Origin of the sequence: Metabacillus mangrovi, assembly GCF_009711125.1 — a bacterium.
Lineage (GTDB): Bacteria > Bacillota > Bacilli > Bacillales > Bacillaceae > Metabacillus_B > Metabacillus_B mangrovi.
The window spans coordinates 34,669-59,571 of the sequence record NZ_WMIB01000002.1; the positions used below are offsets into that span (position 1 = coordinate 34,669).

At 47.6% G+C, this 24,903-nt stretch carries 33 protein-coding genes; 25 read left to right on the top strand and 8 right to left on the bottom strand.

The window, feature by feature from the left end; translation table 11 throughout:
• Positions 1-9 precede the first annotated feature (9 nt).
• The 6 genes from ctaD (at position 10) to GKZ89_RS04205 (ending at position 5,736) form a co-directional block, all read left to right on the top strand.
• Positions 10-1,875 (top strand): cytochrome c oxidase subunit I, encoded by a 1,866-nt coding sequence (gene ctaD, locus GKZ89_RS04180; protein WP_155111145.1) that lies wholly within the window; start codon positions 10-12, stop codon positions 1,873-1,875.
• Positions 1,875-2,495, top strand: a complete 621-nt coding sequence (gene ctaE, locus GKZ89_RS04185) for a cytochrome c oxidase subunit III (RefSeq protein ID WP_155111146.1) — start codon at positions 1,875-1,877, stop codon at positions 2,493-2,495. Before ctaD ends, ctaE begins: the two co-directional genes overlap by 1 nt.
• Positions 2,496-2,828 (top strand): cytochrome c oxidase subunit IVB, encoded by a 333-nt coding sequence (gene ctaF, locus GKZ89_RS04190; protein ID WP_155111147.1) that lies wholly within the window; start codon positions 2,496-2,498, stop codon positions 2,826-2,828.
• A 911-nt stretch (positions 2,829-3,739) separates the two neighbouring features.
• Entirely contained in the window at positions 3,740-4,639 is a 900-nt protein-coding gene (gene ctaG, locus GKZ89_RS04195; protein WP_155111148.1) for a cytochrome c oxidase assembly factor CtaG, read from the top strand.
• 37 nt (positions 4,640-4,676) lie between these two features.
• Complete coding sequence (locus GKZ89_RS04200; RefSeq protein ID WP_155111149.1) at positions 4,677-5,138, top strand: DUF420 domain-containing protein; 462 nt, start codon at positions 4,677-4,679, stop codon at positions 5,136-5,138.
• A gap of 124 nt (positions 5,139-5,262) precedes the next feature.
• The gene (locus GKZ89_RS04205) at positions 5,263-5,736 is read left to right on the top strand and encodes a GNAT family N-acetyltransferase (RefSeq protein WP_155111150.1); all 474 of its coding nucleotides are present in this window, start codon (positions 5,263-5,265) and stop codon (positions 5,734-5,736) included.
• A gap of 28 nt (positions 5,737-5,764) precedes the next feature.
• On the opposite strand, the gene GKZ89_RS04210 is transcribed toward GKZ89_RS04205, so the two are convergent.
• The gene (locus tag GKZ89_RS04210) at positions 5,765-6,124 is read right to left on the bottom strand and encodes a YugN family protein (RefSeq protein ID WP_155111151.1); all 360 of its coding nucleotides are present in this window, start codon (positions 6,122-6,124) and stop codon (positions 5,765-5,767) included.
• Between the two features lie 251 nt (positions 6,125-6,375).
• Here GKZ89_RS04210 and GKZ89_RS04215 point away from each other — a divergent pair, with 251 nt between their 5' ends.
• Positions 6,376-7,419 (top strand): CAP domain-containing protein, encoded by a 1,044-nt coding sequence (locus tag GKZ89_RS04215; protein WP_155111333.1) that lies wholly within the window; start codon positions 6,376-6,378, stop codon positions 7,417-7,419.
• A gap of 22 nt (positions 7,420-7,441) precedes the next feature.
• Here GKZ89_RS04215 and GKZ89_RS04220 read toward each other — a convergent pair whose 3' ends face one another.
• Positions 7,442-7,933: a PaaI family thioesterase gene (locus tag GKZ89_RS04220; RefSeq protein ID WP_155111152.1), complete on the bottom strand. Its 492-nt coding sequence runs from the start codon at positions 7,931-7,933 to the stop codon at positions 7,442-7,444.
• 131 nt (positions 7,934-8,064) lie between these two features.
• On the opposite strand from GKZ89_RS04220, the gene ylbD reads away from it, so the two are divergent.
• The 4 genes from ylbD (at position 8,065) to GKZ89_RS04240 (ending at position 9,739) form a co-directional block, all read left to right on the top strand.
• Positions 8,065-8,454 carry a YlbD family protein gene (gene ylbD / locus GKZ89_RS04225; protein WP_155111153.1) on the top strand — a complete coding sequence of 130 codons (390 nt, stop codon included), beginning with the start codon at positions 8,065-8,067 and terminating at the stop codon, positions 8,452-8,454.
• Positions 8,455-8,457: 3 nt separating this feature from the next.
• Entirely contained in the window at positions 8,458-8,697 is a 240-nt protein-coding gene (locus GKZ89_RS04230) for a YlbE-like family protein (RefSeq protein WP_155111154.1), read from the top strand.
• Between the two features lie 129 nt (positions 8,698-8,826).
• On the top strand, positions 8,827-9,219 hold the full coding sequence (locus GKZ89_RS04235; protein WP_155111155.1) for a hypothetical protein: 393 nt from the start codon (positions 8,827-8,829) through the stop codon (positions 9,217-9,219).
• 46 nt (positions 9,220-9,265) lie between these two features.
• The gene (locus GKZ89_RS04240) at positions 9,266-9,739 is read left to right on the top strand and encodes a YlbF/YmcA family competence regulator (protein ID WP_155111156.1); all 474 of its coding nucleotides are present in this window, start codon (positions 9,266-9,268) and stop codon (positions 9,737-9,739) included.
• Between the two features lie 28 nt (positions 9,740-9,767).
• Here GKZ89_RS04240 and GKZ89_RS04245 read toward each other — a convergent pair whose 3' ends face one another.
• The gene (locus GKZ89_RS04245; protein WP_155111157.1) at positions 9,768-10,094 is read right to left on the bottom strand and encodes a hypothetical protein; all 327 of its coding nucleotides are present in this window, start codon (positions 10,092-10,094) and stop codon (positions 9,768-9,770) included.
• Positions 10,095-10,179: 85 nt separating this feature from the next.
• On the opposite strand from GKZ89_RS04245, the gene GKZ89_RS04250 reads away from it, so the two are divergent.
• Positions 10,180-10,452: a YlbG family protein gene (locus tag GKZ89_RS04250; RefSeq protein ID WP_155111158.1), complete on the top strand. Its 273-nt coding sequence runs from the start codon at positions 10,180-10,182 to the stop codon at positions 10,450-10,452.
• 53 nt (positions 10,453-10,505) lie between these two features.
• On the opposite strand, the gene GKZ89_RS04255 is transcribed toward GKZ89_RS04250, so the two are convergent.
• Positions 10,506-10,895, bottom strand: a complete 390-nt coding sequence (locus GKZ89_RS04255) for a DUF7147 family protein (protein ID WP_155111159.1) — start codon at positions 10,893-10,895, stop codon at positions 10,506-10,508.
• A gap of 388 nt (positions 10,896-11,283) precedes the next feature.
• Here GKZ89_RS04255 and rsmD point away from each other — a divergent pair, with 388 nt between their 5' ends.
• Positions 11,284-11,856: a 16S rRNA (guanine(966)-N(2))-methyltransferase RsmD gene (rsmD, locus tag GKZ89_RS04260; RefSeq protein ID WP_155111160.1), complete on the top strand. Its 573-nt coding sequence runs from the start codon at positions 11,284-11,286 to the stop codon at positions 11,854-11,856.
• Positions 11,856-12,356 (top strand): pantetheine-phosphate adenylyltransferase, encoded by a 501-nt coding sequence (gene coaD, locus GKZ89_RS04265; protein WP_155111161.1) that lies wholly within the window; start codon positions 11,856-11,858, stop codon positions 12,354-12,356. The genes rsmD and coaD overlap by 1 nt, the downstream gene beginning before the upstream one ends.
• Positions 12,357-12,367: 11 nt before the next feature.
• On the opposite strand, the gene ylbJ is transcribed toward coaD, so the two are convergent.
• On the bottom strand, positions 12,368-13,570 hold the full coding sequence (gene ylbJ, locus GKZ89_RS04270; protein ID WP_155111162.1) for a sporulation integral membrane protein YlbJ: 1,203 nt from the start codon (positions 13,568-13,570) through the stop codon (positions 12,368-12,370).
• Between the two features lie 161 nt (positions 13,571-13,731).
• Here ylbJ and GKZ89_RS04275 point away from each other — a divergent pair, with 161 nt between their 5' ends.
• Together GKZ89_RS04275 and GKZ89_RS04280 are read left to right on the top strand one after the other, a co-directional pair.
• Positions 13,732-14,526 carry a patatin-like phospholipase family protein gene (locus GKZ89_RS04275; protein ID WP_155111163.1) on the top strand — a complete coding sequence of 265 codons (795 nt, stop codon included), beginning with the start codon at positions 13,732-13,734 and terminating at the stop codon, positions 14,524-14,526.
• Complete coding sequence (locus GKZ89_RS04280; RefSeq protein WP_155111164.1) at positions 14,516-15,553, top strand: SepM family pheromone-processing serine protease; 1,038 nt, start codon at positions 14,516-14,518, stop codon at positions 15,551-15,553. Before GKZ89_RS04275 ends, GKZ89_RS04280 begins: the two co-directional genes overlap by 11 nt.
• A 34-nt stretch (positions 15,554-15,587) precedes the next feature.
• On the opposite strand, the gene GKZ89_RS04285 is transcribed toward GKZ89_RS04280, so the two are convergent.
• Entirely contained in the window at positions 15,588-16,808 is a 1,221-nt protein-coding gene (locus GKZ89_RS04285; protein ID WP_155111165.1) for a nucleotidyltransferase, read from the bottom strand.
• 222 nt (positions 16,809-17,030) lie between these two features.
• Between GKZ89_RS04285 and GKZ89_RS04290 the strand changes: the two genes are divergently transcribed.
• Positions 17,031-17,555, top strand: coding sequence for a YceD family protein (locus GKZ89_RS04290; protein WP_155111166.1), 525 nt, complete (start codon positions 17,031-17,033; stop codon positions 17,553-17,555).
• A 90-nt stretch (positions 17,556-17,645) separates the two neighbouring features.
• A complete protein-coding gene (gene rpmF, locus GKZ89_RS04295; protein WP_123916290.1) occupies positions 17,646-17,819 on the top strand; it encodes a 50S ribosomal protein L32 in 174 nt (57 codons plus the stop codon).
• Between the two features lie 80 nt (positions 17,820-17,899).
• Here the strand turns inward: rpmF and GKZ89_RS04300 are convergent, their stop codons facing one another.
• Positions 17,900-18,085: a hypothetical protein gene (locus tag GKZ89_RS04300; RefSeq protein ID WP_155111167.1), complete on the bottom strand. Its 186-nt coding sequence runs from the start codon at positions 18,083-18,085 to the stop codon at positions 17,900-17,902.
• A gap of 84 nt (positions 18,086-18,169) precedes the next feature.
• On the opposite strand from GKZ89_RS04300, the gene GKZ89_RS04305 reads away from it, so the two are divergent.
• Entirely contained in the window at positions 18,170-18,955 is a 786-nt protein-coding gene (locus tag GKZ89_RS04305; protein ID WP_155111168.1) for an enoyl-CoA hydratase/isomerase family protein, read from the top strand.
• Between the two features lie 96 nt (positions 18,956-19,051).
• The gene (locus tag GKZ89_RS04310) at positions 19,052-19,648 is read left to right on the top strand and encodes an RsfA family transcriptional regulator (protein WP_155111169.1); all 597 of its coding nucleotides are present in this window, start codon (positions 19,052-19,054) and stop codon (positions 19,646-19,648) included.
• Positions 19,649-19,682: 34 nt separating this feature from the next.
• Here GKZ89_RS04310 and GKZ89_RS04315 read toward each other — a convergent pair whose 3' ends face one another.
• A complete protein-coding gene (locus GKZ89_RS04315) occupies positions 19,683-20,159 on the bottom strand; it encodes an N-acetyltransferase (protein ID WP_155111170.1) in 477 nt (158 codons plus the stop codon).
• Positions 20,160-20,336: 177 nt separating this feature from the next.
• Here GKZ89_RS04315 and GKZ89_RS04320 point away from each other — a divergent pair, with 177 nt between their 5' ends.
• From GKZ89_RS04320 to GKZ89_RS04340, 5 genes are all read left to right on the top strand, one after another.
• Positions 20,337-21,677: an acetyl-CoA carboxylase biotin carboxylase subunit gene (locus GKZ89_RS04320; protein WP_155111171.1), complete on the top strand. Its 1,341-nt coding sequence runs from the start codon at positions 20,337-20,339 to the stop codon at positions 21,675-21,677.
• Between the two features lie 13 nt (positions 21,678-21,690).
• Positions 21,691-21,909, top strand: a complete 219-nt coding sequence (locus tag GKZ89_RS04325) for a biotin/lipoyl-containing protein (RefSeq protein WP_155111172.1) — start codon at positions 21,691-21,693, stop codon at positions 21,907-21,909.
• A 3-nt stretch (positions 21,910-21,912) separates the two neighbouring features.
• The gene (locus GKZ89_RS04330) at positions 21,913-23,451 is read left to right on the top strand and encodes an acyl-CoA carboxylase subunit beta (RefSeq protein ID WP_155111173.1); all 1,539 of its coding nucleotides are present in this window, start codon (positions 21,913-21,915) and stop codon (positions 23,449-23,451) included.
• 114 nt (positions 23,452-23,565) lie between these two features.
• Positions 23,566-24,459, top strand: coding sequence for a 2-dehydropantoate 2-reductase (locus GKZ89_RS04335; RefSeq protein WP_155111174.1), 894 nt, complete (start codon positions 23,566-23,568; stop codon positions 24,457-24,459).
• Positions 24,459-24,842: a DUF3397 family protein gene (locus tag GKZ89_RS04340; RefSeq protein WP_155111175.1), complete on the top strand. Its 384-nt coding sequence runs from the start codon at positions 24,459-24,461 to the stop codon at positions 24,840-24,842. Before GKZ89_RS04335 ends, GKZ89_RS04340 begins: the two co-directional genes overlap by 1 nt.
• The last annotated feature ends 61 nt before the right edge of the window (positions 24,843-24,903 follow it).

Below are 24,903 nucleotides of genomic sequence, written 5' to 3' on the forward strand. Positions count from 1 at the left end.
GGGATTAACTTGAGTACTATCGCTCAGAAAAAGGGATTTGGTGCTGCGGTATGGGATTATTTAACGACCGTTGACCATAAAAAAATAGCTATACTCTACCTTGCTGCCGGGGGCTTCTTCTTTCTGGTCGGCGGACTGGAAGCAATGCTGATCCGAATTCAGCTGGCCATACCGGGGAACGATTTTCTTCAGGCCGGTCTTTACAACGAGATCATTACGATGCATGGAACGACGATGATCTTCCTTGCTTCCATGCCTTTGCTTTTTGCTTTTATGAATGCAGTTGTGCCCCTGCAGATAGGAGCCCGTGACGTAGCCTTTCCGTTCTTAAACGCTCTCGGCTTCTGGCTGTTTTTCTTCGGGGGAATTTTCCTTAACCTGAGCTGGTTTTTAGGCGGAGCCCCTGATGCAGGCTGGACTTCCTATGCGTCACTCTCCTTGTATTCACCGGGGCACGGAATTGATTTTTATGTCCTCGGGCTGCAAATATCGGGAATAGGGACACTTACAGCAGGCATTAATTTTCTCGTTACCATCATCAATATGAGGGCGCCGGGAATGACCTTTATGAGGATGCCGCTTTTCACGTGGACCACCTTCGTTGCATCTGCACTTATATTATTTGCTTTTCCGGCTTTAACTGTCGGCCTTGCACTGATGATGTTTGACAGATTATTCGATACAAGCTTTTTTGTAGCAGAAAAGGGCGGAAATACTGTAATTTGGGAGCATCTGTTCTGGATCTTCGGACATCCTGAAGTTTATATCCTGATCCTTCCTGCTTTCGGTATTTTTTCTGATATTATCCCTGTTTTTGCCCGAAAACGCCTTTTCGGATACTCTTCAATGGTGTTTGCGACTGTTTTGATCGGTTTCCTTGGTTTCATGGTATGGGCGCATCATATGTTCACGACCGGACTCGGGCCGATCGCAAATGCTATTTTTGCAGTGGCTACGATGGCCATTGCCGTTCCTACGGGAATAAAAATATTCAACTGGCTCTTCACGATGTGGGGAGGCATCATCCGCTATACTACAGCCATGCTATGGTCAGTGTTCTTTATTCCTTCCTTTGTTATCGGAGGAGTAACAGGTGTCATGCTTGCAAGTGCTGCAGCAGATTACCAGTATCACGACAGCTATTTCGTAGTTGCCCACTTCCATTACGTTATTGTAGGCGGAGTCGTGTTCGCCCTTTTCGCAGGCCTGCACTATTGGTGGCCGCTTATGTTCAACAAAATTTTAAGTGAGGCACTTGGCAAAATTACATTTGTTCTGTTCTTTATCGGATTCCATCTGACTTTCTTTATCCAGCATTTTCTCGGTCTCTGGGGAATGCCGCGCCGGGTGTTTACCTATTTGCCGAATCAGGGCTGGGAAACTTCAAACCTTGTCAGCTCCATCGGTGCCATTTTTATGGCAGCCGCGACAATCGTATTACTCGTAAATATCGTTGTCACGTCTGTTAAAGGCAAGGCAGCCGGAAAGGACCCTTGGGAATACGGAAGAACTCTGGAGTGGGCAGTGGAAGCACCGACCCCTGAATACAACTTTAAGCAGACTCCGCTCGTCCGTGGCTTGGATGCACTGTGGGTAGAGAAAATGGCAGGGAAAAAAGGAATGACTCCTGCTGAACCGGTATCTGATATTCACATGCCGAATTCCTCGATCGTTCCGCTCATTATGGCTTTCGGGCTTTTCGTAGCAGCGTTCGGGCTGATGTACAGGACGGAGGAGCCATGGGCAATGCTCGTTCTGTTTATCGGTTTTGCCATCACGTTCCTGGCGATGTTCTTCCGCTCTGTCAAGGATGATCATGGCTATCACATTCATAAAGAAGAATTGGAAGATGACGAGAAAGGGGTGAAGGCGTAATGCACGCAGAAGAAAAACTGACTGCTGAGACCTTTCCTGAATCGCCTGAGAAAGCTACCCTTGAGGGGAAAAATAAATTTGTCGGATTCTGGCTCTTCCTGGGCGGAGAGACCGTGCTGTTTGCTTCTCTATTTGCAACTTTTCTCTCTTTAAGGCAGTCGCCAAAAGGCGGACCGCCCGAAGACCTCTTTGAGCTTCCGATCGTTTTCATTGCAACTATGCTGCTCCTGACGAGCAGTCTGACAAGTGTGTATGCCATGTATCACATGAAAAATTTTAATTTTAAGCAAATGCAGCTGTGGCTTGGTATTACGGTCCTTCTGGGAGCGGCGTTCCTCGGCCTGGAAATTTACGAGTTCAATCATTATGTTCATGAGAAAGAATTCACGATCACGACCAATGCATTCGGCTCTGCCTTTTATACACTTGTAGGAACGCACGGTGCCCACGTAACATTTGGACTGTTCTGGATTACAACGCTGATTATTAGAAACTGGAAAAGGGGCTTGTCTCTATATAACGCTCCAAAATATTATGTCGCGAGTCTCTACTGGCACTTTATCGACGTCGTATGGGTTTTCATTTTCACGGTTGTATACTTAATGGGGATGGTGGGATAAATGGCAGAACGTCAAAATACCGGAAACCCTAAAGTTGACCTGGTTTACAGGAAAAGAAAAAACAAAGAGGACATGAAATATCAGCTTGTCTCCTTCGGAATGATGATATTTCTGACGGTTCTCGCTTTTATCGCGGTAGGATACAATGGGATTGACCACTGGTTCACCGTCCCTTTCATCATCCTGCTCGCAGTCGTACAAGTAGCCTTTCAGCTGTACTATTTCATGCACATGAACCACAAAGGCCACGAAACAGCAGCCCTGTTCCTATACTCAGGCGTATTCGTAGCCGCCCTAACAATCCTCACCTTCATGACAATTGTATGGTGGTAAAAAGAAAAGCGGAGGCGGCTTGCCCAGGCCCGACAAGCATAAGACAGTTCACCGGAGGAAGGTGAGTTTTCCTTCCGCAGGTGAAATGGCTTATGACCTCGAGGGCCTAGCCGCCGGAGCTGGACAGAGAGAAAAGCGGAGGGCGCTTGCTCAGCCGTGAGAGACGGTGGAGCTCCTGACGGAGAGGCGCTTTTTGCCTCGACCGAAGGAGCGAAGCGTCCGAACGGCTAGCGCCCGGAGCTAGACAATGAGAAAAGCGGAGGGCGCTTGCTCAGCTCTGAAGGTCGGTGGAGGGCTCGACCGAGGGGCGCTCTTTGCCCCGACCGAAGGAGCGAAGCGTCCGAACGGCTAGCGCCCGGAGCTAGACAATGAGAAAAGCGGAGGGCGCTCGCTCAGCTTTGAAGGGCGGTGGAGGGCTCGACCGAGGGGCGCTCTTTGCCCCGACCGAGAGACCGAAGCGTCCGAAGAGCTAGCGCCCGGAGCTAGACACCAAGACCAGTGGAGAGCGCTCCAAGTAAGGAAGTTCTGCTAAGAGCGCGACGTCCTGTCGCAACGCAGAACTGACCCGCATCGTGCGGGCCTCCGACCGAGAGACCGAAGCTTCCGAAGAGCTAGCGCCCGGAGCTAGACACCAAGACCAGTGGAGAGCGCTCTAAGTAAGGAGGTTCTGCTAAGAGCGCGACGTCCTGTCGCAACGCAGAACTGACCCGCATCGTGCGGGCCCCCGCAGGTGAAATGGCTTATGACCTCGAGGGCCTAGCCGCTGGAGCTAGACACCTAGACAAGTGGAGAGCGCTCCAAGCAAGGAGGTTCTGCTAAGTGCGCGACGTCCTGTCGCAACGCAGAACTGACCTGTGTCGTGCGGGCCCCTGTGCAGTTTGCTGGAGTGATCCGAAAGGAGGTATGCATCTATGGCGAATTTAACTTTATTCGGTTTTGAGGCGCTTTGGAGTCCCTATTATTTAATTGGAATCCTGCTGATTTCTGGCTGTTATTTTGTATTAATCAACTACCGCCGGGATTTATTTTCAGGAGCTGCCCCCATTCCGGCTAAACGGCAGGCTGCGTTTTACAGCGGGATGTTTCTGCTTTATATCTTTAAAGGGAGTCCTGTTGATTTGCTTGGACATATCCTTTTCAGTGTCCATATGTCGCAGATGGCGGTCGTTTATCTGGTGGTGCCGCCGCTTCTCATTATCGGCATCCCGTCCTGGATGTGGAACAAGTTGGTGATGCGGAAGGTTATAAAACCCGTGTTTGAGCTGATGACGAAGCCGATTCTAGCTATTCTGCTTTTTAACGGCGTTTTTTCGCTGTATCATACGCCTGTTGTATTTGATGTGGTGAAAACGGATCCGGTCTATCATGCTGCTGTGTCTTCCTTCATTTTTATGACCGCTTTATGCATGTGGTGGCCGGTTTTCCGCCATCGCGGACTATCCAATGATATGTCCGGGCTGATGAAAATGGCGTACATTTTTGCAAATGGAGTCTTGCTGACACCTGCTTGTGCGCTGATTATTTTTGCCAAGGTGCCGCTTTATGCCGCTTATTCCGACCCTGCGTCATGGATGAATGCCATGGCACTCTGTGTCCCGGGTACAACACTTGAAGGGTTGAGTCTGACTGGACCTGAAATGTTTACATCCATGCCGCTTATGGAGGATCAGCAGCTAGGCGGCATCATGATGAAAATCATTCAGGAGGCCGTGTACGGTACGCTTCTCGGATTTATTTTCTTTCAGTGGGTCCGGAAGGAAAGGGAGAAGGATGACCGTGAGCTCGAGGCGATTCTGTCGGGTAAAGGATAATCCGCGTGTGACAACATTAGTAAAAGGAGACCACATTATGTACTTGCCTATTCTGCCTACAATCAGTACAGCATTTATCATAATCAGCGCTGTTTTTGTAGCTGTCGGTTGGTATTTGATCGCGAAGCGAAGGGTGGAAGCCCACCGGAAAGCGATGACATGGGCCGGAGTGTTTGCTCTTATCTTTTTTATCGTTTATGTGTCGAGGACCATTTTTGACGGGAATACCGCTTTTGGAGGTCCATCAGGTGTGAAAGCATTTTATATTGGATTTCTGATCTTTCATATTCTTCTTGCTGCTTCAGGCGGAGTATTTGGGTTGATCTCCATCTGGTCCGGTTATAAAAAGAAAATGAGCAGGCACAGAAGACTGGGACCGATTACGAGTGTCATCTGGTTCAGCACTGCTGTCACCGGGGTGACGGTCTATATGCTGCTGTATGTCATCTATGGAGGCGGGGAGACCACTACGGTTATAAAAGCGATTACAGGGTTTTAACATATTTGAAGGGGTCAGCAGAATAGAATGCTGTAACCCCTTTTTTTGTGCGCAGAGCGGGCGGATGGGGGAATCGGAAATCGGTTAGGAGGGATCGGTTATTGAAATTGTAACAGACCGGCTTTTGCTCATTCCCTGTTCTCTGGATCTGGCTAAATCCCTGATTTTGCATAAAAAAGAATTGACCAAGCGTTCTCCGATTATCATTCCTGAAGACTGGCCTTCTTTTATCGGAAGAGGCATTCTTCCTTTTTATATTGAGAGACTTGAGCAGGACCGGACAGAATACGGCTGGGGAATCTGGCTGATCATTCATCACGGGGATAAAAAAATCATCGGGGACTTTTATCTTTATTCAAAGCCTGACCGGCTGGGAGCGGTGGCGGTGGATTTTCATATGCACCCCGATTACCGGAATCAGTATGGGTTTGAAGCTGCGAGCCGTTTTCTGGACTGGCTTCTTGAAAAAGATGAAGTCATCAGTGTAACTGCAGAGTGTCATGCCCGGCAGGAAAAAACAATTGGTCTTTTCAGCAGGCTTGGTTTAATTTGCTGTAAAAGAGACCAATCCTATTTAAGCTGGAATTTATCAAAATAAAAAAAGACAAAAGCAGAGCTTCTGTCTTTTATATGGTGATGGCTTCAATTTCTTCTTTCAGTCTTTTCAGGGCGTTCTTGCAGGAATTCACGATCGCTTCAGGAAAATCTTCCGATTCTCCGTATTCCACGCCATGGGGATAATAATGTTTCCCGAGCAATGGAGTCATCAGTTTAATGACAGCATGCCTTGAATCGATTTCACCGTCTGTTGCATATCCCTGCACTCTTAAATAATAAATCTCTCCGCGGTGCTCCATTTTTTTATCATACGTTACCCGTTCGTAATCCCACTGGCCGGCGCGGACCATGCCATTTTGCTCCATCGCGTGGTCAAGGCGGCTAAGTTCTGCATGAAGCTGATCAAGACCTGTTCCCTCAAATTTCATATCCCATTCTCCCTTCAGCCTGTATGTAAACGCTTTTACTCCTACTGTCTATAATAGTATGAAATCGGGGAGGTTTCAATCTGAAGATGGATGAGTTTGGAAAGAAGGCAGCTGACAGATTGAGCAGTTTTTTTAATTGTGTTTACGCGCTTTTTCTGGTTAAATGACTTGTAACGGAACACTTTTTCTAAATGCTTGCTATTTTAGCTGATTTTACAAAGTGGAATGGGGGCAGAAAGGGGGAAATCAGACTGAGACTGATCATAAAATCCATTCTGGTGATTGCCATTATCGCCAGTACCTATACAGTTTTTATCCGGTTTGCAGAAGAGCCGCCAGTCCGGAATGAAGAGGAAGAAAAACAGGATTTGAAACTGGCGAGTGAAGAACATGAAGACCGTGAGCTGAGCTTGCCTGATGAAGGGCTCCTTTCTCTAATGGGACAGCCTGCCGGCAAGGTGAAGGAGCAGCTTGGTGAACCGGAAAGGACGGATCCTTCGCAATATGATTACGATTGGTGGATCTACAGCGGAGGAAACAAGCAATACATTCAAATCGGTGTCCTGGACGAAAAGGTCGTATCGGTATATGCGATCGGAGACGGTATTAACATGAAACCATACAAACTTGGCGATCCGCTTAGTGCGGTCTACCGTGCCGCCCCTATTTCTCCATCGCTGTCTATGGAGCTTGAAGGAAATTCGTACCGGTTCGAACTGTCGGAAGAGGATATGAACACCCGGCCTGCAGTACAGGCAGACGGGGCAGTTATCCAGCTGTATATCGACCAGTATAAAGGGACATTATCCAGCATCAGGGCAGTGGATAAAGAAACGTTTGTCAAGCAGCGTCCCTATGAAGTGGTGTACAGAGGGGAACTGATTGAAGCCGGGAAAGCTGACAGCGAAAAAGCGGAAGAGATCGAAAGGGCACAGGAAAGGCAGATTCTGGATATAACGAATGTCATTCGCGGCAGATTCGCACTGGAACCGCTGGAGTGGGATGAGAAGACAGCAGAAACAGCCTACTCTCACAGTAAAGAGATGGCGCTGAAAAAATATTTTGCCCATGATTCACCTGTTCACGGCTCTCTTGCAGACAGATTGGAAAGAGATTCGATCCCATACCGGACGGCTGGCGAAAATATCGCTGCCCACTACAGCGACAGCATTTCATCTGTTGAAGGGTGGCTGAACAGTGAAGGACACCGGAAAGCCTTGCTGAACAAAGAGTTCACTCATCTCGGCGTAGGGGTTTATAAGGATTACTATACTCAGGATTTTATCGGAAAATAAATGATAACCCATCAATGGGTTATCATTTTTTTCGGCTTATAATAAAAAAAGTTGCAGTCCCATACGCAGCCAGTTTGCCGTCATCCCTGTAAATTCTGGCTTCCATCAAGAGGGTTTTCGAACCATGGTGAATACAGGATGATTTGCAAGTCAGCCTCGATCCAATGCCTGGAGCCGTATAATTTATTTTGAGCTCGGCAGTGACCGCAGCGAGGTGCGGAGGGAGAAGTCTTGCTGCAAGAGTGCCCATAGCCGAATCGGCAAGTGTTGCCGTCATCCCTCCATGAACGATATTCAGCGAGTTTTGAATGAGGGGGGTATTCGGGATCGTCAGCGTGAACTCCTTCCCTTCCTCCTTCTCTTCAGGCTGGAGCAATGCTCCTATGTATGTACTGTTTTTGTATTTCTTTTTCCGCTCCATTGCTTTCAGGAACAGCAGAAAGTCTTCTGATTCCTGATCTGTTAGCTGATCGATTAAGCTGGATGTTTCCTGTTTCAGCTGGTCTTTATTCATTGTGCATCCCTCTCTGTATTTTCTTCCATTTTATCAGGAAACGGGATGCTTTTGCTTTTTAATTTAGGCGCACCAAAAACAGGGCTCCTGCTTACGATATAGCAGGCCTATTTTGATAAGGGGTGAGGCATTTGGCGAGTAAAAAGCTGCATCCGAAGGTAGAGGAATTTAAGGATTTTGTACGGAGGCACCCGAAAATTATCGAGGAAGCGAAAAAAGGCTCCCGCACATGGCAGGAATACTATGAAAACTGGTATCTGCTTGGAGAAGAAGATGCCTACTGGACACCTTATAAAAGTACGGAGACCAAGAATGAAGAAGCAGAGGAAAAAGGGTTTGTCACTCAAATTCTGTCGGCTGTCAGAAAAATGGATGCAAATGAGATGAACCAGTCGCTGAGCAAAATGAGCAATGCGGTCTCAACTGTCCAGAATCTGCTTGAAACTTTCGGCGCAGGCAAATCTTCAGCAGGATCATCTGCAAGCCAGGGAAGCCGTCCTTTTTCCTTTAGAAAGGATTAAACGATGAGAAAAGAGATCCAGGACTATATCCAGTCCAAGCCCGAAATAACGAAATTTATCAGGGAACAGCCCCAATGGTACCGGAAACTGGCGAGGAATCCGAAAGCTTCGGAAGAAATGAATCTTGCCATGATGCATTATTATCAAAAAACCATTCCGCATAAAGTAGCCCAGTTTTCCAATTCGCTGCAAATGGCCTCAATGATGCTCGGGATGTTCAGTTCGATGAAGCAGCAGGATTAGCAGAACATCTACAGGAATGCTTGCATGAGCATTCTTTTTTCTGGTCCTGCCGTTCGCTTTTCCAATCGGCGGTCCCTTACATACTTTTTTAAAAATGGCCTACACTAAACGTAAAAAAGAGGTGGGCGCATGCGGATCGTATTAAGCATTGCTGTGCTGATGATACTGGCAGCGGGTTGCAGCGGCTACAAACCCAGGCCGGAAGGGTTTGGCCCTGTAAACGAAGCGAAGGCCGAGGAAAGAAACAGCTATTCTGTACACCATACTGTAAAAGGAAACAAAGTTTATATTGAGTGCTTTGTCAGAGAAGGCAGATTTGGAAGAAATGAAAAAGAAATCAAAGCTGGAGAGTTATACATCACGGTTTCAGTTGACGGAAAAGCGGAGATGCGGCAGTTTGTTCCTGCCTTTTCTATGGTGCTGGATAAAGGATACCATGAGCTTGCATTGACGGTCCATAAGCACAAAGAGGACGAATCGCTGCGAAAGCCGTACATTTGGACAGTAAAGACCGGCGGATGAACCGGACAGGAACAAAGCTTTCTATTCAAAAGAGAATCGTGGTAGAATGACAGTGGAGGTGCTGTCTTTGGTTTACGCAACAATGGAAAGCGTGCAAATCCTGGATCAGGCTGACCAGATCTCAGATATGATCCTGCAGTCCGATCTGGCGGAAGAATACCGTCAGCGGCTCAATGAGCTAAAGACTGATAGAGATGCACAGGAAATTGTCGGCAGATTCGTGAAAACGAAGGATATATATGAGGATGTCCAAAGGTTTGGAAAGTATCATCCTGACTATAAACAGATCACCCGCAGCATGCGGGAGGTCAAGCGGGAGCTGGACCTGAATGAGAAGGTAGCAGCTTTCAGGCGCGCAGAGACCGAGCTTCAAAGTCTGCTCGATGAAATCAGCATCCAGCTTGGCACGGCAGTATCGGAACACGTGAAGGTCCCGACAGGCAATCCGTTTTTCGACAGTCTTTCCGCGTGCGGTGGAGGCTGCGGTTCTGGCGGAGGCTGCGGCTGCAAGGTATCGTAAAAAAAGAGGCGGTTCAACCCGTCTCTTTTTACTGTTTCAGCAAGATGCAGTCCTCACAAAGGTTGCCGCAGCAGAACATTTTTTCCTGCGGAACATAGAAGCGGTGGCGGAATATCCACATGCTGTTTTCTTTCCGCACAAAAACGGTTTTGCATGAAACTTTCTTGTAGAGCATTGCTTTTCGCGCTGCTTGAGAAATCAGGTCTTCTGCCGGCTCCAGGCTCAATAGATGATCATCTTTTATATAAAGAAAAGGAATACCTGCTATCATTTTTTTCTGCACATCCGCTGTTTTTGAAGACGCCGCTAATTCCGATAAGAACACTTCCCAGATCGCGTCCAGTTCCCCAGGCAAATGAACGCCCCCCTCATATGGATATTGTTAAACGTTCCAAACTTTGATAAACTCAATTTGGATATGTGGAAAAGGGTGAGATGAAATGGATGGAAAAAGGCAGGGACTGATTGTATGGATGCATTCGCTGAAGCAGGTGAAAATGCTCAGGCGGTTTGGAAACGTCCATTATATTTCCAGAAAACTTAAATATGTAGTCCTGTACTGTGATATGGAGCAAAACGGAGCGCTGCAGGAGAAAATTGCCTCTTACTCTTTTGTTAAGCATGTTGAACCTTCCTACAAACCGTTTTTAAAACTTGAATTTGAGAAAAAACAGGACAAAGCAAAAGAGTACGATTATAAAATGGGATTATAACAGACGCAGCCTCCTTACCGGGGACTGCGTTTTTTTAAATCCAGACGGAATCCTTACCCAAGCGGCGGGAGGATATGGTTCAGTCTGAGAATTCCGGTCACATATTGATAGTACAAAGTGATTTCATGAAACGCCGAAGAAGGCTTAACTTCGAGTCGGTATACTTTCTTTCCGGCTTTTTCTGCTGAATCCATAAAGAGCTCATACCTTTTGCTGCTGGATTCGGCAGGATCGGATATTCCTTCCCTGCAAATATAGATGGCCTGAAAATTTCCCGGATCTGTCGGTTTCATGATGACCGCTGCAGAAACTGTTTTTCTGCCCCCTGATTCACTGTGAAGAACGAGCAGAGACTGGATGCGCCCGTGCTGGGACTGAATCAGCTCCAGAAGTTCATAAAGGTCTGAATATCCTTGGCCAAGTTCAATAAAACGCTGTATCATAAAAGGTTCTCCTTTAAAAAAAGTCTTAAATCAAATGTAGCATGGCAGATAAAATTCTGCCAAGTATAAAAAGGATGTATACTTTTCCGGGACGGGGTTCATACTAGCCTTAGACAGCATCTCGTTCATGATGTTGTTGCCAACCGCGGAGAAGACTTACGTTTCCCCATAAGTTCTTCCTCCGGTTTCTCCTCTCCCTTTTCCTTCTGGCCGGACGGCTTGGAAGGACCCTGCAGCCTGTGCTGCAGGGCTTTTTTTGCTTTAGTATGCCCCTCTATGACAGAAGCCGGGTTTTGAGGAGATGGAAAACCTGCTTTCCCGGATGTCTTATTTATGATACGATTGGTTGCGGAAAAACAGGAAATTTGTAAAGCTGTGGTGAATAAAAATGAGAGTAGTATCAGGTTCATTAAAAGGGAGACCCTTGAAGGCAGTTCCCGGCTCTTCCACAAGACCGACAACCGATAAGGTGAAAGAAGCGATATTTAACATGATCGGTCCTTATTTTGATGGCGGACGCGCGCTTGATCTATTTGGAGGGAGCGGAGGGCTTGGGATTGAGGCACTGAGCAGAGGGGCAGATTCCTGTATTTTTGTTGACAGGGAACAAAAAGCTGTTCAGACCATCCATCTTAACCTGGAGGCTTGCCGTTTAAAAGATCAGGCGGAAGTATACCGGAACGACGCAGAACGTGCGCTGAAAGCAATCCTTAAAAGAGACCTGCGTTTTCAGCTGGTGTTTTTGGATCCGCCGTATAAGCAACAAAAATTGAAAGCGCTTATAAATTATATAAGTGAGATGAAGCTAGTAGATGATGGGGGCTATATCGTAGCTGAACACGGAACAGAGGTCAGCCTGCCGGATGAGATCGGCGGATGCAGACTCATCAAGCATGAGACATACGGTGCAGCAGCTGTAAGCATTTATCTTTTCGGCAGCGGGAGAATGGGGGAGAATTAATGGCAAGCACAGCAGTTTGTTCAGGAAGCTTTGACCCGGTCACACTCGGGCATTTGGATATCATCCGGAGAGGGGCTAAGATCTTTGATACGGTGTACATATGCGTATTGAACAATTCTTCAAAAAATCCTCTTTTTACTGTTGAAGAAAGATGTGACCTGCTTAAAGAAGTGACGAAGGACATTCCGAATGTAGTAGTGGAATCCTCCAAAGGACTATTAATCGATTATGCCAGAAGCAAAAATGCAAATGCGATCCTGAGGGGACTCCGGGCCGTATCTGATTTTGAGTATGAGATGCAGATCACTTCGATGAACAGGGTGCTGGATGATAAAATTGAAACCTTTTTCATGATGACGAATAACCAGTACTCGTTTTTAAGTTCCAGCATCGTAAAAGAAGTGGCAAAATACAGCGGGGATATTTCCGAACTTGTTCCTCCGTGTGTAGAGAAGGCTTTAAAAGAAAAATTCAGCCATATGAATGAGAGCAGAGAGTAATCTCTGCTCTTTTATTTATAAATGGCGGATCTGCGCCAGTACAGCCACGTATACAGCAGGAGAAAAAACAGAGTGATGACAGGCCCTGCTTCTGTGATTATTCCCCCCCAGTCTGCAGCTGTACTGCCTTCAGCGGGCAAATAAGCCTCCGCTGCACCTCCGCGGTTCAAATAGAACGGCTTAAACAGGAGCCAGGTCAATAAAGCGGCCGTGAAGCCCTGCAGCACCCGGGCAAGAAAGAATGGAAGAAACCGGATGTCCGTATCAGCGAGAATGCTCGCAACCTGTGCCTGCACAGACAATCCGCTGAATCCAAGAATAAAGCTTGCGATTACAGCCTGATAAATAAGGGGTGCATCTGCTTTGCCGGCCTGCATGGTGCCTTGTGTGATTTCAAACAGCCCGGCAAGAAGAGGCTTTGTTAATTCCGCTGGCAGGTGCAGCTGAACGAAGAGAATGTTCAAAACTTCTGCTGCTCCGCCGAGAACCCCTGACAAATCAAGGATCCTGTTCAAGACAGAGAAAAGGATGATGAATCCTCCAATGACGAGCAGGGTCTGTACAGATCCAAGAACAGCATCTCCCAGCATTTTTCCGACTGGTTTTTTATTTTCTAATCTCGTTGCATGCAATGCCTCGAATGCTTCACGCAAAGAAGGAAAAGAATGTTTTTTCCCCCTGTACATCCGCTCATCGTCACGGCGGCCGTGAAACCTCATCGCGACCCCGACTGCCAGATTGGACAAGTAATGGGAGGCCGCCAGCAAAAGACCCAGCAAAGGATTATTGAAAAAACCGACGGAAACGGCTGCAAAGATAAAAAGCGGATTTGAGCAATTCGTAAATGAGACGAGTCTTTCTGCTTCAATCGCAGTCAGCTGATTTTCCTTCCGGAGCATCGCTGTAAGCTTTGCTCCTGCGGGAAACCCTGATGCGATGCCCATTGCCCATACAAATCCGCCTGCTCCCGGCACCTTGAACAAAGGCCTCATAACAGGTTCAAGCATGACTCCGGCGAATCGGACGATACCGAACCCGACCAGCAGTTCAGATACAATGAAGAAAGGAAGCAGTGAAGGGAAGACGATACTCCACCATACATCCAAACCTGCCTGAGACGCTTCGAGAGAGGCTTTTGGATGCAGGATGATGGAAGCTGTCAGAGTCATCATAAATCCGGCAATCAGAAGTGTGTTCCATTTTTCCCGGCTCAGGCAGCATACCCCCTCTATAGAATCCTATACTTTCCATTCATGGTCATGTAAAATAGTTGGAAGGCATGTACCTTCAATACCTTAATATACGAGAATAGCCGTCCATTTTAGACCATAAGATTCACTAACAGCCTAAAGCACGTTAAGGGAGGGGCATGGTGATGACCGAACCTAAAATCGGACTGGCGCTTGGATCCGGAGGTGCAAGGGGCTTCGCGCATCTTGGTGTATTAAAAATTTTGGAGGAAGAAGGCATACCTGTTCATATGATTGCCGGCAGCAGCATGGGTGCACTTGTCGGCAGCTTTTACGCAGCAGGTCTCGATATTAAGATGCTTTACCAGATCGCTGCAGCGTTTAAAAGGAATTATTACCTCGATTTGACCATACCGAAAATGGGCTTCATTGCAGGTGAAAAGGTAAAAGGATTGATACGGGCTTTTACAAAAGGATATAATATTGAAGATTTAAAGATTCCGCTCGCTGTTGTAGCGACCGATCTGAGCAAGGGAGAGAAAGTGATCTTTACAAAGGGACCGGTTGCAGAAGCGGTGAGGGCGAGTATTGCCATTCCCGGTATTTTCGTTCCGGAGATCATCGGCGGCCGGGTTCTGGTTGACGGTGGGGTAGCTGACCGTGTGCCGGTGTCGGTCGCGAGAGACATGGGTGCAGACCTTGTTTTATCTGTCGATGTATCTGTCGTTAAAAGACAGGCCGCCATCACATCCATATTTGATGTGATCCTGCAAAGTCTTGATATCATGCAGGAAGAGCTGGTCCGCCACCGCGCTGCTGCATCAGACCTCATGATGCGGCCTCAAGTGGAAAAGTTTTCGAGCCGTGCATTTACAAACATTCAGGAGATTATCGCAAGCGGCGAAGCGGAAGCGCGCCGGCATCTCCCTGCTATTCACGAATTGATCGATAAATGGAAGGAGTCGCATGATGAGAAATAAGCGTAAAGGAGTTATCCGGGCGTTTGTGATCGGCATCATTCTCGCACTGGCCCTCTCTTACATAAAATTGCCTTTCTACATCACCAAGCCGGGAAATGCCTCTGAGCTTGAACCTATTATAAAAGTAGAAGGCGGCTACGATTCAAAAGGAAGCTTCTCATTGACAACGGTCAGTATCGGGAGGGCAAGCATTTTCGGTTATTTGTTCGCCCAGGCTGATCAGTATGCAGAAATCCTGCCCATGAATCAGGTAAAGGCACCTGAAGAATCAGACGAAGAGTATTTGAACCGGCAGCTTAAACTAATGGAGGGTTCCCAGGAATCCGCACTGATCCTCGCCTATAAAACTGCTGGAAAAAGTGTGAAAAGCGAGTTTAACGGTGTTTATGTTAATTCGGTCATCAAAGAGATGCCTGCTGCCAAAGTTTTAAAACCCGGTGACCGGGTTTATGAGGCAGATGGGAAACAGCTGAAAAGCTCAGAAGAATTTGTCAGCTATGTAAGCGGGAAAAAGGAAGGGGATTCAGTCACGGTTTCCTATGAACGGAATGGGAGCAGGAAAAACGCTAATCTGAAAATTGCTGCCTTCCCTTCTGATATGACGAGCGGCGGCAAAAAAGCCGGAATTGGGGTCACGCTGATGACAGACCGTGAAGTAACGGTCACCCCGAAAATCGAATTGGACACCGAAGATATCGGCGGACCATCAGCAGGCTTGATGATGACGCTGGAAATCTTTGATCAGCTGACAGAAAAAGACTTCACAAAAGGCTATAAGATTGCAGGTACAGGAACAATCGCTGAGGACGGCAAGGTAGGACCGATTGGCGGAATCTCTCAGAAAATCGTAGCAGCAGATCAATCGGGAGCCGATCTTTTCTTTGCACCGAACGAGGGGGGAAGAAAGGGCTCCAACTATCAGGAAGCAGTAAAAACCGCGAAAGATATCGATACGAGTATGAAGATTGTTCCCGTTGACGAGTTCAGCGATGCGATCACCTATCTTGAAAAATTAAAAGCAAAATAAAAAACAGCGGATGCCTTCCGCTGTTTTTTATGTATCAAATTCTTACCGGCGGTGTAGCATATTCCGCCCGGAGACGTTCCGGCCGCAGGCTTCCCGGAAAGCCCATGGCGTAAATGTCGGCTGCTCTCAAATCAAGTGTGAGTGCCGGATGGTTAAAGGAGCGGGGGTTCACAACCAAGGGCAGCGTGGATGTTTTTTTTATGGCTGCCAAATGACGCTGCCCGGCTTCATTCATCCCGAGGATGCGTATATAAGGAGCGCGTTCCCGGTTGACGGCCTCCTGCATTTCCTGCTTGGTGGTACGCGTGAGCACGTGCACGCACATTCTTTGAAGTCTTGTCCACGTATATCTTTTTGTTTTAAGGCGCTCCATAAATTCCTGAAAAGAGGATGCCCCTCTAATGGAAGTTCGTATTCGGTTTTCCAGACCTTCCTCCACTTCATAAATCATGGATAGTTCATCGGCTGTCATAGACAGGACCGTATATTGAAGAGAGGAGAAGAACCGATCCCAGTTCATCAAGGGAAGGCCGCTTTGAACCCAGTCCTGCATGATGCCATATACACCGGGCGGCACATAGGAGTGAATACCGGTCAGGCCATCCCCGCTGAATATCGATTTTCTGAGGCTCGTCGCACTGGCAATCCGGCCTGAAGGAAGCTCGGTATCATGGTACCCGGCAGCTGTTCGTTTAATTGTCAGGGGAACCATCCGGCTTTCCTGCTCACAGATTGAGCTTATATACTGAAAACCGAGGATGTTATTGGGCTTGGACAAATCAGCAAGTCCGCCGTCTCCCTCCCCGCTTACTTCTTTGAATGCGAGGGAGAGCGCCCTGGGATAGCTCATACCTTCTTTCATCCACTCTTTTATCCGTTGGCTGTATGCTTCCTCATGCTTCTTCAGCTGCTCCGCTGTACGGAGGAATGGGGCAATTTCTCCATCCTCGCTTCCAAAACATAAATAGTCTGCCCCGAGCGCTTCCAGGATGGAGACGGCTCCATTGGCAAACGTACTCGCTTTCTGAGAGGAAAAAGCGTATGGGAGCTCGGCGACCAGGTCTGCACCGGCCGCGAGAGCCATCCTTGCGCGTTCCCACTTTGGCATTAGGGCGGGCTCACCTCTTTGCAGAAAGGTCCCGCTCATGACGGCGATCGTCAAATCCGCCTTCGCTTTTTTTCTGGATTCCTCCAGATGGTGCAGATGGCCGTTATGAAAAGGGTTATACTCTGTCACAACTCCTAAAATAGTCAAGCAGACAATCTCCTTTGTTTTGATTTTGCAGATCATCATGATAGAGTGAAAATAAGGTGAAATGTTCTTCCCTCTGCTTTGCCTGTTTATGATATAATGCATATTACTGTCTGATATGTATGATTAGATGGCTTCTTTGCCTATATTATAGTGTAAAGAAAAAATATTGACAAATGGATTAGTGAAAGCTATAATTACTTTTGTTGCCTTGAGGTGATACGAATGAAATGGTTAATCAACCAGTTATATCAATATCAAAGCAAGGGATTGGAATTGGATGAAACCCTTGAACTGCCCGAGCTTAAAGACGAGCATAAGGACATCAGGGATCTCTCGCCTGTCCATGTAGAAGGAAGAGCAGCCATCCAGTCCGATAAAGTGACATTCCAGCTGACGGTTAGCGGAGAATTGATTCTTCCCTGTGCCAGAACGCTTGTGGATGTTCCGTTCCCTTACCATATTGAAACAACTGAAGTATACCTATTGAAACCGACAGACTATGATGAAGAACTTGAAGGAGAAATTCATACTCTTGAAAGCGACGAGGTCAACCTGATCCCGGCAATTAAAGAACTGATTCTCCTGGAGATTCCAATGCAGGTCTTCAGCGACAGCGTTAACGAAGAAGGAGCCGCTCCTCAGGAAGGGAAAGACTGGAAGGTTGTTTCTGAAGAGGAAAACAAAGACAAAGTGGATCCAAGAATGGCAGGACTCGCTAAATTCTTCGATAACCGCAATGAAAGCTAAAGCTGATTTTAGCTTTAAATAAGATGATCGGATTCATGCCGTCTTCATCCAGTACATGTAAGTTTAACACTCTTTAAGGAGGTGGGAAGAATGGCTGTACCTTTTAGAAGAACTTCTAAAACAAGAAAAAGATTGCGTCGTACACACTTCAAATTGCAAGTGCCTGGTATGGTAGAATGCCCTAACTGCGGTGATATGAAATTGTCTCACCGTGTCTGCAAAGCATGCGGAACATACAAAGGAAAAGAAGTAGTAGAAAAATAAGAACAACGGACCTGCCTGAAGCTTTCCGCTCAGGCGGGTTTTTTTATTGCGCCCGAACAGGGGGACATGGCAGCCCTGTTCTAACTCCCGTTTGCCTGCAGCGGAAGGGATCGCGTCATTTTGTCGAGAACGTAAGCCATATTGTCGGCTGTGGCATTTAATTTGTCGAGAACGTCATCTATCCTGTCGATTGCGTCACTTATCTTGTCGAATAGCGATTTACCGGCAAAAAGCAGCAGAAACCGCCATCTTACAGATTTGAACATACAGCGGTTCCGCCTCAAGCCCTCTCAGGTCTCCTATCCGTTTCATGCTATAATGCTGGTATAACAAGCCAGGGGGGGATGGAGATGGGGAGAAACGTACAGATTGAAAATGCAGGAGACGGCATCGTGACCGTCAGCCTTGACCGGCCGGAAAAACGGAATGCTGTAAATTTTGAGGTAATGGATGAACTGGAGGCCTTCCTGGATAAGTATGAAGCGGATGAGACTGTCCGTGCGCTTATTCTAACAGGAAGCGGCGAACGGGCTTTTTGTTCCGGCGGTGATCTTACAGCCTTTCACTCCCTCAGGACTGAAAAAGAATCATATGAAATGCTGCACCGGATGGGGGAGATTCTCTACCGGCTTTCCGTTTTTCCGGCACCTGTGTTTGCTCTGATAAATGGAACGGCCATCGGGGGAGGCTGTGAGCTTGCCATGGCTGCTGACAGAAGAATAGCCAAGGAGGGAGTGCAGCTTGGGTTTATTCAAGGGTCCCTTTCGATCACAACGGGCTGGGGCGGCGGTGCCCTGCTGATGGAGAGGACGCTGCCGCAAAATGCGCTGAAAGTTCTATGCTCTGCCGCCAGGTATCCTGCAGAAGCATGTAAGGATCTTGGCCTGGTGGATGAAATTCTCCCTGCTCCTTTTTTTAAAGAGGAAGCCGTGAGAATCATAAAAGAACAGCTGGCGGAAAACCCATCTGTCACCCGGGCGTATAAAAGCGTATGGATCAGAAAGCTTGCCGGGAGCGGATTGCGGGAGCGGATGGAGGAAGAGATCCGTCAGTGCGCGCGCCTCTGGGAGAAGGAAGAACATCATCAGGCAGTCCAAACGTTCATAAACCGCAAAAAGGAATCTAGTACAAAGTAGAGCCTGCAGAAGGCCATGCCATTATTTTCAGGCAGCATAGTCTATCAAATCTATCACCCGCATATGCTTTTAAAAAAGATAAAGGGAGGGATTGGATTGACTGCTGTGAGACAGGATGCATGGTCGCAGGATGAAGATCTGCTGCTTGCGGAGGTAGTGCTCCGCCATATAAGAGAGGGTGGCACACAGCTTGCCGCATTTGAAGAAGTGGGGAGGCATCTTTCAAGAACTGCTGCAGCTTGCGGATTCAGATGGAATTCCTATGTGAGAAAGCAGTATAAATCGGGAATTGATCTCGCCAAGAAACACAGAAAAGAATCAAGGTCGAGAACGGAAAGCTTTAAAGAAGAAAAACAGGCAGCTGCCGAGCCGGAAAAAGGCAAGCAGCTGACCATTAAAGAAGTTGTAAGATTCCTTGAAGGCTATGAAGGAGCAGAAGATGCCGCCGCCTTGAGAAAGGCAAACGAAGGGCTTTCCGAGCAAGTGCAAAGTCTCGAGCTCCGCGTTGTTTCTCTTGAAAAAGAGAGGGATCTGCTTCAGAACCAGCTGCAGCTTGTCGAAGAGGATTACCAGTCACTTATCGAAATTATGGACCGGGCGAGGAAAATGGCTATATCGCAAGAAGGTGAACGTAACCGCAAAGTGAAGTTTCAGATGGACCGCAACGGTAATCTCGAGAGAGTTGAAAAATAGGAAAAGACCGCTCATCGGTGAGCGGTCTTTTGCTTTAAGCTGATTCAGATGAACGTGTGGCTGCCTCGGGTGACCAGAGAAGCGGATTTTCCCCTTTATCGCGCTCCATATCATACTTGACTGCTTCAAATCCCATCCTGCTCCAGAAGTCGGAAGATTTGACTCTCGGATTTGTTTTGATTGGCAGTTTAAAGGTCTTTGCAAATTCAACCAAAGATTTTCCGTAGCCTTCCCGCTGGTAATCAGGCAGCACTTCGAGCTTCCACAGCTCAAGGTAGTCCTGCTGCGGGGAGAAGTACTGATCGAATTTTTTATCGACTTTATAGAGGCTCATCCTGGCCACGAGTTTTTCCCCGAAATAGATTCCGTAAAATGGAGAATCACTGTCGTTTTCAATAATGTTTCCTTCCAGTTCCTCAAGCATAGAGAGCTCCTGCAGCCCGTATTCTTTAAATCTTTTAAACTCTTCCAGTGTTTTGTAATTAATGAGAAGGCGTTCCACCTTATGCATGACTATTCCTCCCTGGTGCCGCTTGAATTCAGAATTTAATGACTAATGCAAGTATACCACGATTCCGTCCTGTTCTACAAAGCATTAGGAAACGCTTACAAAAAAATAAAGGAATTTTGATTGTATTGTAGAAACATATAACTTGAAGATGTGCTTTATTTCAGGGGGTGGGAGTAAATGAAAAAGATTCTGATCGCGAACAGGGGAGAAATTGCATCAAGGGTGATTGGTGCATGCAGGGAGATGGGGATAGAAACGATCGCCATCTATTCAGACGCTGACCGTGATCTGCCTTACGTTAATGAAGCTGATTTTTCTTTCCGGATCGGCGAGCCGCCGGTGGGGAAATCCTACCTGCAGGCAGACGCTATTCTGGAACTTGCCGTAAATGAAGGGGCGGATGCCATTCATCCCGGCTACGGTTTTCTTTCCGAGAATAGTGATTTTGTAAGGAAAGCCGAGGAAAAGGGTCTTGTGTTTATCGGACCGTCTTCAGAAATCATTGAAAAGATGGGGGACAAGGTGATTGCCCGCCAGACCATGATGGATGCGGGCATCCCGGTTGTGCCCGGCAGTGAGGACGGCTTAGCGGAAATACAGGCAGCTGTAGAGAAAGCAGAGAGCATCGGCTATCCTGTGATGCTGAAGGCAAGCGGGGGCGGGGGCGGCATCGGGATGCAGCTTTGCTTCGGGCAGGCGGAGCTTGAAAAGCATTTTGGTTCTGTAAAAGCGAGAGCGAAGGCTTATTTCGGAAATGAAGAAGTATTTCTTGAAAAATATATTTCAGAAGCCAGGCACATTGAGGTTCAAGTGTTCGGAGATGCTCACGGCAATATCGTGCATTTATATGAAAGAGAATGCTCCGTACAGCGCAGAAATCAAAAAGTGCTGGAGGAAGCACCCTCTCCGAGCATTTCAGAAGAAGCACGCCAAAGGATATGTGAATCGGCTGTCCGTGCAGCCCGCAGTGTCGGCTACACAAATGCGGGTACGGTGGAATTCATCATGGATGAAAACGAGCAGTTTTACTTTCTGGAGATGAATACAAGACTTCAGGTAGAACACCGGGTTACGGAGATGATCACAGGGCTGGATCTTGTGGAATGGCAGATTCTTGCAGCGAGAGGGGAAAAACTGCCGCTTGTGCAAGAGGAAATCCAAAAAAACGGACATGCGCTTGAATTTCGAATTTATGCGGAGGATCCGGTGAAATTCATGCCTTCGCCTGGTACCTTGGAGGTTTTTACATATCCTGAAACACCGGGATTTATCATGGACCGGACGTATTCAGAAGGAAATCAGGTGACCCCGTTTTACGACCCGCTGATCTCAAAAGCTGTCATTTCGGGTGAAGATCGTGCCCGGGCTCTTTCTAAAGCGGAGAAGATTCTGGGGGAAATGAGAATTGAGGGTGTAAAATCGAACCTTCCGCTGTTTGAAAGGATGCTGCAGGAGGAAGAATTTCTTTCCGGAAACTATACCACCTCCTATTTGAAAAAGACAAAAATAACCGGATAAAGGATGAATGAGAATGAAAGAAGTAACGTCAAGCATGGCGGGAACAGTTTTAAACGTAATGGCTAAGGAAGGAGAGCCCGTAGCTCAGGGGCAGGATCTGCTGATGCTTGAGTCCATGAAAATGGAAATTCCGATTGAATCTCCTTATGCAGGAACGGTTAAAGAGCTGAAGGCAGGCATCGGGGATTTTGTAAACGAAGGAGATGTCCTTGTCATATTGGAGGGGGAGTAAGGAATGAAAATGATGGAGCTGAACGAGCGCTTGAGGGAAAACGCGTCAAAGGCTGAGGCCGGAGGACATGAGAAATACCACGAGAAGGCCAGACAGCAGGGGAAGCTGTTTGTCCGCGACAGGCTTAAGCAGCTTTTTGATAACGGACAGTACTCAGAGGACGGCAAGTTTGCAAACCACCTCGCGGGAGATCTCCCGGCAGACGGAGTGGTCACAGCAATCGGAAAAGTCCATGGACAGACTGTATGTGTCATGGCGAACGATTCAACGATAAAAGCCGGTTCATGGGGTGCCCGGACGGTGGAGAAAATCATTCGCATCCAGGAAACGGCTGAAAAACTGATGGTGCCGCTGCTGTACCTCGTGGATTCTGCGGGGGCCAGAATCACTGACCAGCTTGACATGTTCCCAAACCGGAGAGGAGCCGGGCGGATTTTTCATAACCAGGTCCGTCTTTCGGGGATGATTCCTCAAATATGTCTTCTATTCGGTCCATCTGCAGCAGGGGGTGCGTATATTCCTGCCTTCTGTGATATCGTCATAATGGTCGATGGAAACGCATCCATGTACCTCGGCTCACCGAGAATGGCAGAGAAGGTGATCGGCGAGAAGGTCTCCCTCGAAGAAATGGGCGGAGCTAGAATGCACTGCAGCATCAGCGGCTGCGGAGATCTGCTTGTTTCGTCTGAAGAAGAGGCAATTGCCGAAGCGCGGACGTATTTGACTTACTTTCCTGCAAGCTGCCAGGGCAAGCCGGGAGCAGCAGATCCGGTTTCACCTGCAGCCGGAAAAAGACTGTCTGAAATTGTACCGGAGAATCAGAACGCGCCATTTGATATGTATGAAGCAATCTCTGCTCTGATTGATGAAGGCAGCTTTTTCGAAATCAAGAAGCTGTTCGCCCAGGAACTGATCACCGGACTCGCGAGGATCGGAGGCAGAACGGTCGGAATCGTGGCGAATCAGCCCCGGGTAAAGGGCGGTGTGTTATTTGTGGATTCAGCCGATAAAGCAGCAAAGTTCTGTGCGCTGTGCGACGCTTTTCACATCCCTCTGCTATTCCTAGCTGATGTGCCCGGCTTTATGATCGGAACGAAGGTGGAGCGTGCAGGAATTATCCGGCACGGTGCCAAAATGATTGCTGCGATGAGCTCTGCTACCGTTCCGAAAATCTCGGTGATTATAAGGAAGGCATACGGTGCCGGTCTCTATGCCATGTCAGGCCCTGCGTTCGAACCGGATTGCTGCATTGCGCTCCCATCAGCGCAAATTGCTGTTATGGGGCCAGAAGCAGCTGTTAATGCCGTCTATTCTAATAAGATCAATGAGATTCAAGACCCTAAAGAACGAATGCAGTATGTGATGGAGAAGCAGCGGGAATACAAAGAATCAATCGATATTTATAAGCTGGCTTCAGAGATGATCATCGACCATATTGTCGGTGCCGATGAGCTGAGGGATGAGCTGATCTCACGTTTTGGTCAATACGAGACGAAGAATCAGCCGCTTCCTTTTAAGAAGCACCCTGTATATCCTGTGTAAAAGAAAAAGACTCCTTCCGCGGTCTGCTGCGGAGGGAGTTTTTTTTGTACGGATTGCCGCGTTTTTGCCACGAAAAATTTGGTATGATAAAGGAAGTGAAAGGGGCTGTGTCGATTGGAAGCTGGAATAATCGGAGGAGGGGCGATGGGGCTGCTTTATGCTGCTTTTTTGAGCCGGCGCCACAAGATTACGCTCTATACAAATACAGAGGAACAAGCCGCTGAAATCAATGAAAAGGGAGCGGCGCTGCTAAAAGAGGGAGTGCCGGGTATTCATCGTTTTCAAGCATCTGCTCAAAGGGAGTACAAAGAGGAGCTTCTGATCATCACTGTAAAGCAATTTCAGCTGGAACCTGTGTTATCGGTGCTTGCAAGCCTCCGGGGCCGGACTCTGCTGTTTCTGCAAAATGGGATGAGCCATGTCAATGCTCTGGATCAGCTCACTGGCCACAGCATCTATACCGGTACGGTCAGCCATGGGGTTTCCAGAGAATCGCTGCGGGAAATCCGGCTGAATGGCATCGGCCAAACCGTATATGCTCCTTTTCCGGAAGGGATGAACAGCCGTTTGATTCAAATGCTGGATTCCGGAGATTTTCCATTCGTCTTTCAAAATGACTGGTATCCTGTTCTTGCTCAGAAACTGCTGGTCAACGCATGCATTAATCCGCTGACGGGGCTGCTGAACGTGAAGAATGGGGAATTAGTGGAGAACCCAAGGTACTTTACGATGCTAAAACAGGTTTTTGAAGAAGTCTTCCCGGTTCTGGACCTTGAGGATGAGCATGCACACTGGAAGAAGGTACAGGAGATCTGTTCCAATACGGCGCTCAATACGTCTTCCATGCTGCAGGATCTTCACAATGGCCGGAACACGGAGATTGACTCCATGACCGGCTATTTACTGGGTCAGGCAGACGAAAAAGGAATGTATTTACCTGTGACGGCTTTTCTATATGAAGCAATTAAAGGGCTGGAGAGAGACTGCAGACGGAGGGGAAAGGCTTGATGGGAATACTGACATTTCTAATGGGAGCGGCAGCGATCGTGCCGGCTGTCTGTTTTATACTCCTTGTTTTTGCATTTAAAGCCATTTCAGGGAAAGGGAAACGGGCGGTGCTCGCCGCAGCAGATGCAAGTGTAATGATTTTCTTTTTTTCCGTATACATAAAAATCATGACTTTATGGAATCCTCTGCCTTCCATTTATCTGTTTTGGAGCGCTGCTGCATGGACCGGAGTCTTTGTCCTGTTTTACTGGAAGACCCGCTGGAAGAGGCCTCGGGCCGCTTTTAAGAAGATGTGGAGACTGTCTTTTATGGCATACTTTGCGGCATCATCGGTTTTGTTTTTATACGGTGCATTCTTGAGCATCGCAAAAGAGTTTTCGTGAACTGGAAACGTATTTTTTAACAAAGCGGTGAAGAAGTGCTATACTTTTTCTCGGAATGCAT